Source organism: Zoogloea sp. LCSB751 (assembly GCF_002028455.1).
Lineage (GTDB): Bacteria > Pseudomonadota > Gammaproteobacteria > Burkholderiales > Rhodocyclaceae > Zoogloea.
Window position 1 is genome coordinate 214,175 of sequence record NZ_MWUM01000005.1, and the last position, 14,912, is coordinate 229,086.

Below are 14,912 nucleotides of genomic sequence, written 5' to 3' on the forward strand. Positions count from 1 at the left end.
ACAGCTCAGCCCACGGAGGAAGAGTCGTCCTGGACGGCTCCGTCACGCCACCAGGCGATAAACGCCTCAACCGACATCGCCGGTGCATATAGATAACCCTGGGCGCAATCGCAGCCCATGTCGGAAAGCATGCTTTCCGTTTCCGCGGTCTCTACACCTTCGGCCACAACCTCGAGGCCAAAGGCATGCGCAATACGCACCATCAGTTCGACGATGGAGCGATCACTGCCCGACTCGACGATACGCTCGACGAAGGACTTGTCGATCTTCAGCTCGTCCACCGGCAGGCGGCGCAGGTAGTCCATGGACGAGTAGCCGGTTCCGAAATCGTCCAGCGCCACACGACCGCCAGCCACCTTCAGCGCCTCCAGCGTGCGCACCGACATGCCTTCACTCGACACCAGACCGCCCTCGGTCAGCTCGAAGCACAAGTTCGACGGACTGATCCGCCAGGTCTCGCATGTCTGGCGGATGAACAGGGGCAGTTCAGGGTCCTGCAGATCCTCCGCCACGAGATTGGCCGAAATCCGCAGGCCGCAGCCGACGGCCTCCAGCGCAGCAAGACTCTGGGCCGCCTGCTGGATCACCCAGCGCGACAGATCGGCCATCAGGCCGAGACGCTCGAAGACGCGCAGAATCCGCGCCGGCGACACCACCTTTCCGTCGCCATCGATCCACCGCAGCAAAGCCTCGGCCCCCACCGGGCGACGGGACGGCAAGGCCACCTGCGGCTGAAGATAGAGCTGGAACTGGCGCGCCTCGAAGGCCCGGGCCACCTCGGTCTCGAAATGCGCATCGCCATCGGCCTGGCGCGCCACATCGGGACAATACACATCGAAGAGCTGCCCCGAGCGCCGGGCCACATTGACGGCCATGCGCGCGGTCCGCTCCAGCTCCAGAACGTTCCGGGCATGCTCGGGCGCCCAGCTCCCCCCGGCACAAAAGCGGCCACGCAAGGCCGGAAAGGCATTGCTGCGCGCCGCTTCGCAGGCATCCACCAATTTGTAGGCCGCCAGAGACACCTGGGCCGAGCCGCGCAGATCGGGCAGGATCACGGCCCACTCCGCGTTCCCCAGCGCGCACAGGATGTCCCGCGGGCGCAGCACTGCCCGCATGGCGTCGGACAGGGCCAGGCGCAGGTGGTCCTGCTCATCCAGCGCCAACACGTCGGCGGCGCAGCCCCAGTCCGCGGTGACGACCACCAACCCGAGCACGCTTTCCTCTCCGACTCGCCTCAGGTGCTCATCCAGCAGCCCCAGGAAGCGGCGTCGATTGGGAATGCCGAGCACCGGATCACCGTCCTCTGCACAGATACGGAAAGCCTGCTCCTGCTCGACGGTCGCGTCGGCCAGAACCCCGCCGAGGCAGCAACCGAGACGCACCAGCGCCGACTGGATGTCCAGTTCGAGACGATGGGCCGTGCTCCGCTCGCCGAGCAACTGGGTCCGACAATCCGCCAGCAGCGCCTCGATTGCGAGGAAGGGGAATTCGGTCACCGCACCGGCCAGATAGCACTCAAGCCAGCGCCCCACCAGATCCTGGAGCCAGGCCGACGAGAAATCCCACTCGACACAGCGGGTGAGGCCGGCACAGAACGTCACCAACGGAGGCCCACCCTCCTCCTCGCCAAGGAGCCCGAAGCGCTCGGCAAGCCCCGCCGCCAGCACTGCGGGATCGACGATCCGCCCAAAGGCCCGGATCGCCGCCTGCTCCGCCGGACCGATGCCGTAGCGCAACAGCAGGCGTGCCAGGGCGTCCCCCTCGAAGGTCGGCACCAAAAAACCACCAGGTCGGAGGGCTGGCGTATTCATGCCAGATAGAACTCGGAGGGAACCAGGCCATACGCCCCGGGCGGCAAGGCCTTCACGATGAAATACTGCTCACCGACCGCGCCTGGCCGGTCGTACAGGAGATCCACCGTCTGGGGATAGGTGTTCGGCTTCTTGTCCGGCCCAAGGAGAATCATCACCCTCGGCTTGAGGCGGCGGATGCGGTTCTGCGCGACGACGACCGCAACTTCGCCGGAATTGAGCTCGACCAGGGTGCCGACGGGATAAAGGCCGATGCACTGCACGAACTGATCGACAACACTCTCGGAGAAGCGTGTGCCGCGCTGGGCACGCACCGCATCGAGTGCCGCCTGGGAACTCTCCGCCGGCCCGTAGGGACGCTCGCGGGTCATCGCGCAATAGACGTCGCAGATGCCGGCGATCTCGGCCATGATGCCGACAGCCTCTCCGCGCAGACCGACTGGATAGCCGCTGCCGTCCACCCGCTCGTGGTGCTTTGCGACGATTTCGAGCATCAACTGACTTGCATGGGGCGATGCGGACAGGATCTGCTTTGAATAGTCTACATGCGTCTTGAAGATCTCGTACTCCGTGGATGTCAATCCGCCGGATTTGTGCAGCAGACGATGAGGCAGGCGCAGCTTGCCCACGTCCTGCAGCATGCCAGCTATGCCAAGGGTCGAGATGGCGTCCTCACCCAGGCCCAGCGCCCGTCCGAAGATCATCACGTGGGCGGCCACATCAAGGGAATGGTCGTAACTGTATCGGTCCGTCTGCTTGAGACGCACCAGCCACAACAGGGCATCCGGATTGCGTGCGACGCTCAGCACCATTTCCGCCACAACGCTGCGCACCCGCTCGAGATCAGGGTTGAGACTGCTCTGCACGTCATGGGCAATCTGCTCGAGCACACCCTGGGCACGCGCGATGACCGGGAGTACCGCGGCGATTTCGGTCTCAAGGGGAACTTCCGTTTCGGCGGCATTAACGCCCGGCGCACCGACATCGACGGCTTCACCCTCGCCCTGCTCTCCCAGCCCCCCCGAACGCAGCGCCCGCAACAGCGCAAAGAAATCGAGCGGACGCCGCCGCCCCGCCAACTCCGCCTGCAGAGCGCCCGCAGCCGGCCGGCGTCCCCGCAGCCCCTCCTGCTCTTTCGGATCAGGGCGCCAGGCCTCGCCGACGGAACGGCTCCGGTCCACGTACACGAAGCGGCATTCCCGCCGCACCTGCTCGAGAATCGTCGCATCCTCGATCAGAAATCCCTGCAGCAGGAACGGTGACTCCAGCCAGGGGCGATCCAGCTCGGCCACGAACATGCCGATGCTCAGATCGCGGGCGGCTACGATTTCCCTCAACGCACTTCTCCCGAACGACGACCGGTCCCTGCGGTCAAGGGGCCGGATTCGTAAACTGCAGGTGTATCGCGTTTATCCCGGCCAAGACGGCTTCCGGCAACTTCTGCCCGGCCGCCCGCAGATTGGCCTGGAGCTGCGCGACCGAAGTTGCCCCTAGGATGGTGCTGCCCACCAGCGGCTGGGCGGCCGCAAAAGCAATCGCCAACTCGGTTCCCGTCAAGCCATGCTGCCGGGCCAGATCCACATAGGCCGCCACCGCCGGACGGACATTCGGCTTGTCGTAACGCTGACCGAAGCTAGGGAACAGGGAGATCCGGCCGGATGCCGCCGGGTCGTCGAGATACTTGCCCGTCAGGTGGCCGAACGCCAGCACGGAATACGGCAGCAGGCTGATGTTCTCGCGAAAGCACACCTCGGAGAGTCCCTGCTCGAAAACTCGATTAAGCAGATTGTAGGCGTTCTGGATGGTGACGACGCGCGGCAGCCCCAGCTCGTCGGCAGCCCGCAGAAACTCCATCACGCCCCAGGGATGTTCGTTGGACAGCCCTACATAACGGATCTTGCCCTCACGAACCAGTTCGCCCAGCGCTGCCAGCTGCTCACGGATCGGCGTGGCCGCGTGCTCGGCATCCGGATCGAAGCGCCACTGCCCGAACATCGGCTGGTTGCGGGCCGGCCAGTGCAACTGGTACAAATCGATGTAATCCGTGCCGAGCCTGCGGAGGCTCCCTTCCAGTGCCGCCCGGATGTTGTCCCGGTCGAGGGCCAGCGGCCCGCCGCGGATCCACCCCATCCCACGCGCCGGCCCGGCCACCTTGGTGGCCAGCACGACCTTGTCGCGGGCCTGCCCCTTCAACCATGACCCCACGATGGTCTCGGTCGCCCCGTAAGTCTCGGCCTGGGCCGGCACCGGATACATCTCCGCCGCATCGATGAAATTCACGCCGTGGGCGAAGGCCGCATCGAGCTGGGCGTGCCCCTCTGCCTCGGTGTTCTGCCGACCAAAGGTCATCGTACCGAGGCAAACGGACGAAACCTGCAGGTCGCTGTTGCCCAACTGGCGATATTCCATGAAATAGCTCCCAAAACCCGGCAAAGAGACGGCCCCGGCGCGACGATCGGTTATCATCCGGCTCCAGTCGGCCCGCCCACCGCGCCGGGAAATGACGGCAGTGGCCGCTGGGTATTCCGGAATTCTACACATCCATCCTGCCACGGCACTCATCCAGTCCTCCATGTTGTCTGTCAACCAGCCCCACCCGGCGCTCGGCGTACTCGTTCAATGCCGCCCCGGCTTCGAAACCGATGCCGCTCAGGAACTCCTGACGGAAAGCCGACGCCTCGCCGGCCGGATCGATACGCGCAACAACAGCGGCTTCGTATACCTGGCCCTGGACGTCCCGGCCCCCCATGACGAGATACGGCGGCGCCTCGACATTTCGCGGCTGATCTTCGCCCGCCAGGCCTTTCAGGTCCTGGCGATCATCGACGACCTGCCTGAACGCGACCGGCTGACGCCCTTGAAACAAGCCATCCAATCCTTCGGTGAACGCTTCTCCGCCCTGCTGCTGGAGACGCCCGACACCAACGACGGCAAAGAACAATCGGGCTTCCTGAAGCGCTTCGGCCCCTTGCTGCAGGAATCACTGAACCAGGCCGGCCTGCTGCGGCCCGACACGCCCCACTTGCCGCGCCTGCATCTATTCCTCGTCGGCAGTCGTCAGGCCTGGATCGGCATCAGCCTGCCCAGCGAATCCTCACCGTGGCCGATGGGCATCCCGCGCCTGCGCATGCCGAAGGAAGCACCAAGCCGCTCCACCCTCAAGCTGGCGGAGGCCATCCTCACCCTGCTGACACCGGCAGAGCAGCAAGCGACCTTGCGCGCCGGCCTGCAAGCGGTGGACCTGGGCGCCTCACCCGGCGGCTGGAGCTGGCAGCTGGCCAGCCGCGGCCTGCGGGTCACCGCCATCGACAATGGCCCGCTTGCCCCATCGGCGCTGGCCACCGGACTCATCACCCACCAGCGTGCCGACGGCTTCACCTGGCGCCCGAAGAAGCCCGTCGAGTGGATGGTCTGCGACATGGTCGAACAGCCCTCCCGCATCGCCCCCCTGATGGCTGAGTGGATCGCCAGTGGACGCTGCCGGCACACCATCTTCAACCTCAAGCTGCCGATGAAGCGCCGGCATGAGGAAGTAGAGCGCTGCCGCGCCCTCATCGACCAGCGCCTGCGCCCCGCCGGCATCAAATACACATTGAGAATCAAGCACCTTTACCATGACCGGGAAGAGGTCACCTGCTATCTGACGCGGCGCTGAGGGCGCGTCGATGTATAATGTCCGCCTACTTAAATGGTGCGGTGCACTAAACCCGCCGTACCGCGATCGTGATCACATCCATGTCGTTTTCCGAACTCGGGCTCATCCCTGAAATTCTGCAGGCCGTCACCGACGCCGGCTACACCGAACCCACACCCATCCAGCGCCAGGCCATTCCCGTGGTCCTCGCTGGACATGACGTCATGGGCGGCGCCCAGACGGGTACCGGCAAGACGGCCGGCTTCACGCTTCCGCTGCTCAACCGCCTGGCCCGCCATGCCAGCACGTCGACCAGCCCGGCTCGCCACCCGGTGCGGGCCCTGATCCTGGCGCCGACGCGTGAGCTGGCCATGCAGGTATTCGAGTCGGTCAAGATGTACTCCAAGCATCTGCCCCTGCGCAGCACCTGCATTTATGGCGGCGTCGACATGAACCCGCAAATCCAGGAACTGCGCCGCGGCATCGAAATCGTCGTGGCGACCCCGGGCCGCCTGCTCGACCACGTCCAGCAAAAGACCATTGCCCTCGGCCAGGTCGAGTTTCTGATTCTCGACGAAGCCGACCGCATGCTCGACATGGGCTTCATCCCGGACATCCGTCGCATCCTCGCCCTGCTGCCCAGCAACCGCCAGAGCCTGCTGTTCTCGGCCACCTTCTCGGATGAGATCAAGAAGCTCGCCGACCAGATGCTGAAGAACCCGCAGCTGATCGAGGTGGCCCGGCGCAACATGGTCAGCGAGACGATCAGCCACATCGTCCACCCGGTTTCCAGCGGCCTCAAGCGCAACCTGCTGGCCCACCTGATCCGCCATGAAGACGAGGCCAATCAGGTGCTGGTTTTCGTGGACACCAAGTTCGCCTGCAGCCGACTGGCCCACTTCCTGGAGCGCCACGAGATCTCCGCGGACTCCATCCACGGCGACAAGAGCCAGCAGGCACGCACCGAAACGCTCGAGAACTTCAAGAGCGGCAAGATTCGTGTGCTGGTGGCCACCGACGTGGCCGCCCGCGGTCTCGACATCGAAGACCTGCCATCGGTGATCAACTTCGAACTTCCCCATACTGCAGAAGACTACGTCCACCGCATCGGCCGGACCGGCCGCGCGGGCAAGAAGGGCAAGGCGGTATCCCTCGTCAGCGCGGAAGAACGCCATCGCCTGGCGGACATCCAGAAACTGATCAAGCTGGAGATCCGACAGGAAGTCGTCCAGGGCTACGAGCCGGAAGCAGACTTCTTCGAAGGAGAATCGGGCCGCCGTCGCAAGGCGCCCGCAGCGACCTCCCGCCAGCAGCCCGAAAGCAGCCCGGCCGAACGCCGCAAGCGCCCCGAGCGGGAGCGCTCTTCCCCCACGCGCAGCCGCCAACCCAGCCATATCGCAGCAGACGGCTTCGACTTCAGCAAGCCTTATGAAGCCCCTGCAGGCACCCCGCCCCAGCAGGCGGCCGGCGCAGCGCCCACCGCCGGACGCGAAATTCACAAGGCCCAGCGCCCCATTGCCTTCCTGCTCGGCGGGCTAGGGCGCAAGACCTGAGAAGACAAGCCACCTTATTGGCAATGCTGTCACAGAGCATTGCCACAAAAAGCAAAAAGCCCTGATCTCTCAGGGCTTTTTGCTATGTATTCTGGGGCGACATACCGGTTTCGAACCGGTGACACCTGGAATCACAATCCAGTGCTCTACCAACTGAGCTAATGCCGCCACTGCCAACTTCAAAATCATTTCTAAAGACTTTGCCGACCGCTATTCACATCCCGGACGACACAAGCCTCAGCAAAAAGGCCAACTCTTGAGAGTTGGCCTGAATGCCATTATTTTTAATGGTGCCGCTGACCGGAATCGAACTGGTGACCTTCGCATTACGAATGCGCTGCTCTACCGACTGAGCTACAGCGGCTCCAAGAGCTGCGCATTATACAGATCACCCTATCCTCATGCAACACTCACTCACGAATGATTCGCCAGTTTACAACCCGTGGCTCCCCAGCCTCTGAAATCGAACTTCCATATAGCTTTGAAGAACCTGTCACATCGGTACCCAATATCCGAATACTCTGACCGGTGCTGGTACGGAATCGAATGAGCGTCGTGTCCGTCAGTCCGGAAATACCAGCCAAATAAGGCACCGTCGAACTCAAACCCTGGGCATTGAGCGCTGTAAGGACGCTCTGGCCGCTGCCATAATGAACGGAATAGAGCGTCCCCGTCACGCTCGCGCTGCAGGGGTCGTTGGTCATGATCGTCCCGACCCACGTCAACACACCATCGTTCGCCTGCAGACTGAAAACGACACGCTCCCTGCTGACTAGCGTATTCGCACCATTGATGGTCTGCATCTGCGTGCCCGTCAGGTCGTAATACCAACCCATCGGGGTACTTGCCGACAAACTGGCTCCCGCCAACAGATCGGTAACTTGCACGAGGTTCCCGCGCCTTACCGGAAAAGCCGAAAATCCAGTAGGAAATGCCGCCTGATTGCTCTCCGAACCGAAAGCCATGCTCCTGGTCCCATCCCGCACCGCATACATCGTTTGCTGCTGCGTGTTGTTCTGGTCTTCGGTAGCCAGCAGGCGTCCCGTACCAACAAAAACATAGCGCTTGAGATCGTCCGCAGAGTATTCGATCTTCGGTGCCGTCGTAATTGGCTGGCCTACCCCATCCACCGAGAATTCAGCAATCTGCTCCACCGGGGGAAGATCCTGGGTCTCGCTGGTGAAATTGAAGCGCCACAACTTGCCGTCCAGATCCCCGCCATAGACATAGTCGAGCGTGTAATCCTGATAACTGGGCGTATATCCCTCAATTTGGGCAAAGCCCGAAGGCGAAGTCTGCGAACCGCTCCCCGTATAAACCGGGGTCGATCCCAGCAGCGCTCCGGTCTTTGCATTCAAAATGAAAAGCACCCCCTGTCCGGGCCGGCCTCCCGAAGTATTGTTGTAACCACCGGTCAAGATTACGACCCACCCCCAACGACGGGTCTTGGCTATCAGCGGCCGCCCAAAACTGAACCCCATATCGGCATGTGTGTACTCCCACAAGACCTTCCCGGCCGCAGCCGTCTCCGTCGAAGGCAAGGTCGTAAAATTCGTCACGTCCATCGCGATGAAACTACGCCCCCCTTTACCCTGACCGACCACCAATAAGCTGCGCCAATCAGCTGCAAGTGAAGAGCTGAAGGAACTCAATTTCCCGCCAGTTCTGGCAAAGTCGACATCCCGAATCTCCGCAGTCGCGTCCATGTAATAGCGATGGGCATAAGTCTTGCGGGCAAGAGCCTGTATGCCACTCACCTCCGGATTGGCGTCCGGCCCCGCGTACAGCGAATAAGGCACGACGGCCATCACTTCGTTACCCGCATTTGACGACGTCCCCGCATCAAATGCGTGGAACATGCCATCATTGGCCCCGACAAAAATCATCGGGCGCCGACCCGTATTGGCCGTTTTGAATGTGGAATAACCGGGGTTGGCACTATCGGAATAACTGGCTTCCGGATCGCCGAGATAAACAACCTTGGAGTCAACGATATCGCCCAGCAGCCCGCCTCTTTGTCGATAGAGGTTGGAAGTACTCGCAGTACTCTCGTACGTGCGGTCCCCTCTCAGGTAATTCAGGATGCGCTGACCATCCGTCGCATCACCCGCCGGTAAAGCGGCCGTCCTGCTCAGATTGAGTTGTTGAGTGCCACTCAAATTAGCCCACTGAAAAGGAGTGGCCGCCAAATTAGCCGGGGTCGGCGACACGAGCGTCCGGTCCGTCGGCGCCATGGTCACAATCTTGCGCCCACCACTGCCCAGGGCGTCCAGTTTGGCCGCTGCGCTCCACAAGGCCGTCGATTGACTCTGGGAGCTCAATGCCAGGCTGGGGTCGACCGAATTGACCTGCACGGCCTTGACGTCGCCGGTCCACAGCGCAGCATCGTAGTAACTCTGATAGGTATTCGCTCCCCCCGACGTCGCGCTGACCGTGGAAGCCGACAGCGCGGCCCCGGTCGCTGCACCGCTCCCCGCTGCAATGCTCTGGAATGCCGACTCGAGGCCGGCCTTCATCTTGTCGGGACTGTTGGCGGTGTAGTAGTTGTCCGGCAGGTCGTAGGTTCCGAACTTGTTGCCAGCCCTGTTCCAATAGTCCCCGCTGGAGAACTGGCCTATCGATCCGTTCTGCTTGACATAGCCCCCATATTTGGCCGCCAGCCAGTACTGATTCTTATCGATGTAGCCGTTCTCCATCACGTCCATCCAATATGTACTGACCGTTTGGGTTCCGGAGAGATCCGACCTGAGATCCGAGGAGTGTGCGTAGTACGCCAGACCGGCTATCAAATAACTCCCATTGCCATTGGCGCCGGCATTTGAACGCCGCGTTCCCAAGGAAGAAATCGACTCCAAACGACCGACTTCGTCCGTCCAAGCCTTGGCCGTCTGAAACGTACCCATCGCCCAGTCCACATCAGCTGGCGCGATGGGGCTGCGGGACGGGTTCGAGTAAGTCGATCCCGAAAGATTCCAGTCGTAATTGGTATTCGTATCGCCGACACCAATTATGTAATTCTTTTTGCATGCCAACGGCCCACTGTTCGGATATTTTGCATCAGCGGCCGGATCGTTCCAGTTCGTGATGACCGGAAAGCCGTCCTTCAGCGCTGAATTCAACCCGGACACATAACTGGCAGTGGGAGACAAATGCCTGAAGTACTTGATAACCTCAGCATAAAGCTCGCTCACCGGGTCATAATATTTGTAGCCTTGCGAGTTCAGGCCGAACTTGTTCAGATAATTGATCGTTCCGCTATTGGTTACGTCAGTCGCACCGTACGGATTGGTATAGAAATATCCCGTTTCCGATATCTCATCATCGATGGACTGAACCTTTGAACGCAGGACGCCGCCATCCTTCTGGTTATTCGCAACGCCACTTGCGTCCGTAGTCGGATCAGAATTCAGTGCCAGGTAGCCGAAAGCACCAAAATACATCTTGCCCTTATTGCGCTGCATCAGGCCAACAGGCTTATAAACCGTCTTGGTCCCGGTTGAATCCTTGTACGCAACGCAATTCGCTTCGGAGCTCGCCGCACCCGTGCTGTCGTCGCGACAGACCTCGACATTTACGTTCCACAATGAACACGCCACACCGGAATCGCAGCTGCTTTGGGAATTCCATGTCCATGGATTGGTCGTCGTCGTCGTCGTCGTGCGACCATGGGATGTCGTTGTGGTAGTGGTCACCTTGACCTGCCCAAAACGGACCTGAGTTCCCATACCGCCGTTGCGAATCCAGACGGCCCCGGTGTTATAGGGGCTGCCCAGGCCGGTATATTTGTCCACATCAGCCTGAGCCAGAATTCGGTCGGGAAAGTTGGTGGTCAAATAACTTCCCTGCGTGGATGCATAGGCCCGTTGCAGTACGGTACGCCCGAACGGAGCACTACTGGGCGCGTGGGCAAAATCCTGCGGCTCATCGATAAGACGATTGCCACCGGTCAGAACCCAGCGGAATGTGTCGGCCCCCTGCATCGTGGCCCAATTCATGAAGTTTCCACTCCATTTTCCGCCACATGACCCCGCGGAAACCAGAGCGCCACTGGGCGTGAAATAGCTGACACCGCCCTGAGTCACATAGTCGTAGCACTTTTCCGGCACAAAGTAGCCGATGTACCGCACCGCAGGGTCAAACGTCGTCGAGGTATATGCCTGCGTGATTGCAGTTGGAAACTCCACCGACAAGGCCAGCATCACATTCGCCGGCACGTCGGCAACCAGGATGGGCTGATCGGCCAACGGCGTCGTGGCGGCCTGCCCCCCCGCCTGCAGACCGACGGCCAATGAAAGGGCTGCACATGACCGCCACCAGGAAGTCGTTTTTCTCATTTCCAGCATCCTTGTCGACACCAACAGCTATTTAATGCGCGTGGTAATAATCGCCTGGGTATACGTCAAAGTATTTCGCGGTCCATCGCTGCGGATGGTGACCCGATACAAAGGCAGGGAAATAGACCCTGGCTTGTCCTGGCGGTAAGATCCACCCAGTTCGTAATTATCCGACACCGAGCATTTCGTTTCATCAGATGGGCCGTAATCGGAACACATGCGCTCAATAAGGAAACGGATCTTGTTGCCCCCTTCCAGCGTTCCATCGGCTGCGCTGGGCTGTATTCCGAACTTAGCGTCAAAGGTGGTCGTATTCTTGATGATCACCGGCACTCCGTTGCTATCAGCCTCAAGCAAGCGCGGCCAGTAGTTCATCGCCAGCCATTTTGCCGCCGCGCTGCCGCAACTCGCAGCGGTAGGAACGCACTCCGCGATGATTTGATTCTTGAAATCAGCCCTTTGCATTGCCGCAAGTGCCGCATTGAGCCCTACCGTGGAGTGATTGACCGAGTCCCGCCTGAAGGCGAGGTTGCCCGACAGGATCGTCGATGTATCAATGGATCTGAGCAGCGAGATTCCACCGAGCATCATGACGACGAGAACCACCAACACAACGGCCAGCACGACCCCCCGGGAACGGGACGGTGGTGCGATGGAATGCATTCGAGACGACATGACGGCACCCGGGATCATTTGGGCGTAGCTTTCATATTGCGCAGCGGGATCACCCAATCAAAGACCTGGTAACCATAGCTTTGCTCTTCGGTACTCAACGTCCGGCTGACCTGGCGTGCGGAAGGCAAGTCGGCGAACAACACGAGGGTCGTAGGCCTCGTATTGCTGACCACGACCTGGGGCGTTCGCACGATGACACCGATCCGGATCGCCTTGATCTGGTCGATCTTCTGTTCCGTCGCCGTATTGCCATCCGTCAGCTTGGCCAGGGTCCACTCGGAATCGGTCGGCGACACCCACTCGTCGACCACGTTGTCATTTGGAGTACCACCGACACCATCGTCGACGCCATATCGCGCCTTGATAAGGATCACGTTCTCGCCAAACGGCTCAGCCCCACGACGCTGCAGCAGATCGTATTCGACGAGTTCGGCATTTTCATTCACGGAGACCAATGAGAACGTCGGCGCAGACTCAGCTCCCAAATGAAAAAGCGAAGGGCTCAAACTGCTGATAGTCGTAGGCAGCACACCATAGGAAGAGCTCGCACTGCTCAGCCGGATGCTTGAATAGGATGCCGGCGCAACAACAGCGGCCGACGCGGGCATGACCTTGTAGCCAAATGAAGCATCGGTTACAGGTTGCCCACTGGAGTAGTTACTGGCGACCTGAACGACCTGACATTCCCCCGGCGCAACTGCCAGATCCTGTGGCACCGACAACAAAAGATCATTACTGGAACCCGCAGAAGCGGCGATGGCAACCCCATTCGGATTGCTCACCAGCAAGGTCGAACCATCGGAAGTCGTAAACGGGATACCACGGTTTGCCGAAGGCGAACTCCCGGCCATCACCATCAGGATATCCGACCCGCTCCCGCCATCGAGAATACCTACCGGCAGCACCCGGACCGCTGTCGGAAATGCACTGAAAGGGGCGGGATAAGCCGACGCCGGCAACAACGTAACGCCATTACGCTTCGCCTTCAGACTACAACCCCAGATATTCCGCCCCTGGGCAAATGATCCGCCGGCTTGTTCGAACAATGCATTCAGCCTGGCCGCCGAAATCGCCAAGGTCTGCACTGAATCCGTAGCACCGCCGATATTGCGTCTGAACATATCGCTGGCAGTAAAGGAACGCATTACCACCAGGGACGCAATCAGCCCTACGGCCAGGCCAATCATCACCTCGACAAGACTGACCCCGCGCACGCTTGCAGGCCAGCGCCGACCAAAGACAGGATTCATACGCATGGCCAATCCTAAAAAAGCAGCGCCCTGGTCTCGTACGCACCAGCTATTTCGCGCCCACCACTCCCGGTCGTACTGCCGGGCACAGACCAGGTGATATTCAACTTCACGACGAGCGTGGTCGACGTTGCTTTCGGAACAGAAGTGAACTCAGTGGTGACCTGTGCATTGGGGAGACGGCTCGCCCCTTTGACACGATTATTCAACCAGGCAGAGAACTGGGCGCCACTGGGACTCGCGAAATCCGTTGCAACATTGCTGAGGTTATAGACTGTCATCTTGGCGATCAGCTCATCCGACAGCATCGCGGCCTCGGTGCGAAACTGGCTGTCCGTTGCGATCTTCATGGACGCCGCCTGAAAACCGATCAAGCCAAGCAGGCCAAGGGAGAAAATCAACAATGCAACCAGCGCCTCGAGCAACACGTAGCCTGACGCATTACTTTTCCTTTCCATAACCTCTCCCGTTCAAGCAGTCGGACACATCTGAGTCGTCACCAGAGGCAGGCACGCGAACGGCTTGCCGGACGCAAGCGAAGGATCACAAGCCTTGATACCCCCCCCGGGGGTCACGAATACACAGATTGCACGGTCGGCCAAAGGGCGTGACACTCGGAAAACCTGGTATTCGGTGATCGCCGCGCCAGCAATGCTGGTAATCCTGCCGCTTCCGTTGAATACCAGGCTGGCCGGACCTCCCACCGCGATGTCGGGCGAGATTTCCTTCATCGTGTAGCTATTGACGTAAGCCAGGTCCGTATTGGCGAGCGGGGCATAACTCTCGTCGAGCGCCCGAACCGCCCAATTCGTTCCGTTATCCGCAGCAACAAGCGTCACAATGCCGGCTTTTGACGGCGTAGCATTTGTGAGCAAAAACTCCACACGCGCATTGCGGCGAATGGCCTCCACTTCTGCCTGACGCAATCCGTTCTGGAGAACCTCCGCCGCCGAACTGATGGAGTTGCGCCGAATCCAATCGCCCATTTGGGGCATCGCAATGGCCGCCAGGATGCCGAGGATAGCGACGGTCACGATCATCTCGAGCAAGGTCGAGCCTCGTTCGCTCCGATCACGCACGATCAGCATGAGGTCGCATCCTTGGTCATCAACCAGCAGGACTGGGTTGTCGTGGCTGCCGGGGTGCTGGACGTCTTGCTCCCCGACTGGTCGATCGCGTACACATAACCGCTCATGCCTTTCGCTGCCAGGCCTGTTGCAGTGATAGTAAACGTCGTGTTGTCACACGTGACGGCGACAGAGAAAGGCGCATCCGAAAACACCGCCGACAAATCGGGACAGGTCGTGGTCGCCACATTCGCATAATAGGATCGCATTGAGTTGAAGTTCTGCTCCATGCGTGCCTTGGCCTCGGACAAGGCCTCGGTTCCCAGCGCAATCTTGCCCCTCACGATATGCGCCGTGTACGCCGGCACCGCAACAGAAGCAAGGATTCCCACGATCGCGACCACGATCATCAGCTCGATGAGCGTTACACCACGCTGTCTCATTTTTTTCTCCTTCGAACGTACTCTGAGGCCGCACGCGCACGAATGCGAGCCTCATACGACTGGCGGCGTCCCCATCCCGACAAACGGTAACGGGTGCAAGATCCGAAGGGCTATCGTGTACCTGTCACTGCCGTCGCGGTACCGT

11 protein-coding genes and 2 tRNA genes are annotated in these 14,912 nt (G+C 60.6%); 2 read left to right on the top strand and 11 right to left on the bottom strand.

Features of this window, described 5'->3' with window-relative positions; all coding sequences use genetic code 11:
* Positions 1-5: 5 nt before the first annotated feature.
* The 3 genes from B4920_RS08160 to B4920_RS08170 are packed head-to-tail and all read right to left on the bottom strand — an operon-like array spanning position 6 to position 4,220.
* Positions 6-1,811: a bifunctional diguanylate cyclase/phosphodiesterase gene (locus B4920_RS08160; protein ID WP_079434121.1), complete on the bottom strand. Its 1,806-nt coding sequence runs from the start codon at positions 1,809-1,811 to the stop codon at positions 6-8.
* Positions 1,808-3,148, bottom strand: a complete 1,341-nt coding sequence (locus tag B4920_RS08165; RefSeq protein WP_254050875.1) for an HD-GYP domain-containing protein — start codon at positions 3,146-3,148, stop codon at positions 1,808-1,810. Before B4920_RS08165 ends, B4920_RS08160 begins: the two co-directional genes overlap by 4 nt.
* A gap of 34 nt (positions 3,149-3,182) precedes the next feature.
* Positions 3,183-4,220, bottom strand: a complete 1,038-nt coding sequence (locus B4920_RS08170; RefSeq protein ID WP_079434122.1) for an aldo/keto reductase — start codon at positions 4,218-4,220, stop codon at positions 3,183-3,185.
* A gap of 163 nt (positions 4,221-4,383) precedes the next feature.
* Between B4920_RS08170 and rlmM the strand changes: the two genes are divergently transcribed.
* Positions 4,384-5,466: a 23S rRNA (cytidine(2498)-2'-O)-methyltransferase RlmM gene (gene rlmM, locus B4920_RS08175; RefSeq protein WP_079434123.1), complete on the top strand. Its 1,083-nt coding sequence runs from the start codon at positions 4,384-4,386 to the stop codon at positions 5,464-5,466.
* 80 nt (positions 5,467-5,546) lie between these two features.
* A complete protein-coding gene (locus B4920_RS08180) occupies positions 5,547-6,998 on the top strand; it encodes a DEAD/DEAH box helicase (protein ID WP_079434124.1) in 1,452 nt (483 codons plus the stop codon).
* 92 nt (positions 6,999-7,090) lie between these two features.
* Here B4920_RS08180 and B4920_RS08185 read toward each other — a convergent pair.
* From B4920_RS08185 to B4920_RS30395, 8 genes are all read right to left on the bottom strand, one after another.
* Positions 7,091-7,166 (bottom strand) — tRNA-His (locus B4920_RS08185).
* A gap of 120 nt (positions 7,167-7,286) precedes the next feature.
* Positions 7,287-7,362 (bottom strand) — tRNA-Thr (locus tag B4920_RS08190).
* 46 nt (positions 7,363-7,408) lie between these two features.
* The gene (locus B4920_RS08195; RefSeq protein ID WP_161493261.1) at positions 7,409-11,332 is read right to left on the bottom strand and encodes a pilus assembly protein; all 3,924 of its coding nucleotides are present in this window, start codon (positions 11,330-11,332) and stop codon (positions 7,409-7,411) included.
* 27 nt (positions 11,333-11,359) lie between these two features.
* A complete protein-coding gene (locus B4920_RS08200) occupies positions 11,360-12,064 on the bottom strand; it encodes a hypothetical protein (protein WP_139379453.1) in 705 nt (234 codons plus the stop codon).
* Positions 12,022-13,263 carry a PilW family protein gene (locus B4920_RS08205; protein WP_079434127.1) on the bottom strand — a complete coding sequence of 414 codons (1,242 nt, stop codon included), beginning with the start codon at positions 13,261-13,263 and terminating at the stop codon, positions 12,022-12,024. Before B4920_RS08205 ends, B4920_RS08200 begins: the two co-directional genes overlap by 43 nt.
* 8 nt (positions 13,264-13,271) lie before the next feature.
* Positions 13,272-13,715, bottom strand: coding sequence for a hypothetical protein (locus B4920_RS08210; RefSeq protein WP_079434128.1), 444 nt, complete (start codon positions 13,713-13,715; stop codon positions 13,272-13,274).
* Positions 13,716-13,727: 12 nt separating this feature from the next.
* On the bottom strand, positions 13,728-14,345 hold the full coding sequence (locus B4920_RS08215) for a GspH/FimT family pseudopilin (protein WP_079434129.1): 618 nt from the start codon (positions 14,343-14,345) through the stop codon (positions 13,728-13,730).
* A complete protein-coding gene (locus tag B4920_RS30395; protein WP_079434130.1) occupies positions 14,339-14,767 on the bottom strand; it encodes a type IV pilin protein in 429 nt (142 codons plus the stop codon). The genes B4920_RS08215 and B4920_RS30395 overlap by 7 nt, the downstream gene beginning before the upstream one ends.
* Positions 14,768-14,912 lie beyond the last annotated feature (145 nt).

Bases quoted from the DNA above. Each gene is read 5' to 3' on its own strand.
- B4920_RS08215 (WP_079434129.1), bottom strand. From the start codon at position 14,345: ATGCTGATCGTGCGTGATCGGAGCGAACGAGGCTCGACCTTGCTCGAG.
- B4920_RS08160 (WP_079434121.1), bottom strand. From the start codon at position 1,811: ATGAATACGCCAGCCCTCCGACCTGGTGGTTTTTTGGTGCCGACCTTC.
- B4920_RS08205 (WP_079434127.1), bottom strand. From the start codon at position 13,263: ATGCGTATGAATCCTGTCTTTGGTCGGCGCTGGCCTGCAAGCGTGCGC.
- B4920_RS08180 (WP_079434124.1), top strand. From the start codon at position 5,547: ATGTCGTTTTCCGAACTCGGGCTCATCCCTGAAATTCTGCAGGCCGTC.
- B4920_RS08170 (WP_079434122.1), bottom strand. From the start codon at position 4,220: ATGGAATATCGCCAGTTGGGCAACAGCGACCTGCAGGTTTCGTCCGTT.
- B4920_RS30395 (WP_079434130.1), bottom strand. From the start codon at position 14,767: ATGAGACAGCGTGGTGTAACGCTCATCGAGCTGATGATCGTGGTCGCG.
- rlmM (WP_079434123.1), top strand. From the start codon at position 4,384: ATGTTGTCTGTCAACCAGCCCCACCCGGCGCTCGGCGTACTCGTTCAA.
- B4920_RS08210 (WP_079434128.1), bottom strand. From the start codon at position 13,715: ATGGAAAGGAAAAGTAATGCGTCAGGCTACGTGTTGCTCGAGGCGCTG.
- B4920_RS08195 (WP_161493261.1), bottom strand. From the start codon at position 11,332: ATGAGAAAAACGACTTCCTGGTGGCGGTCATGTGCAGCCCTTTCATTG.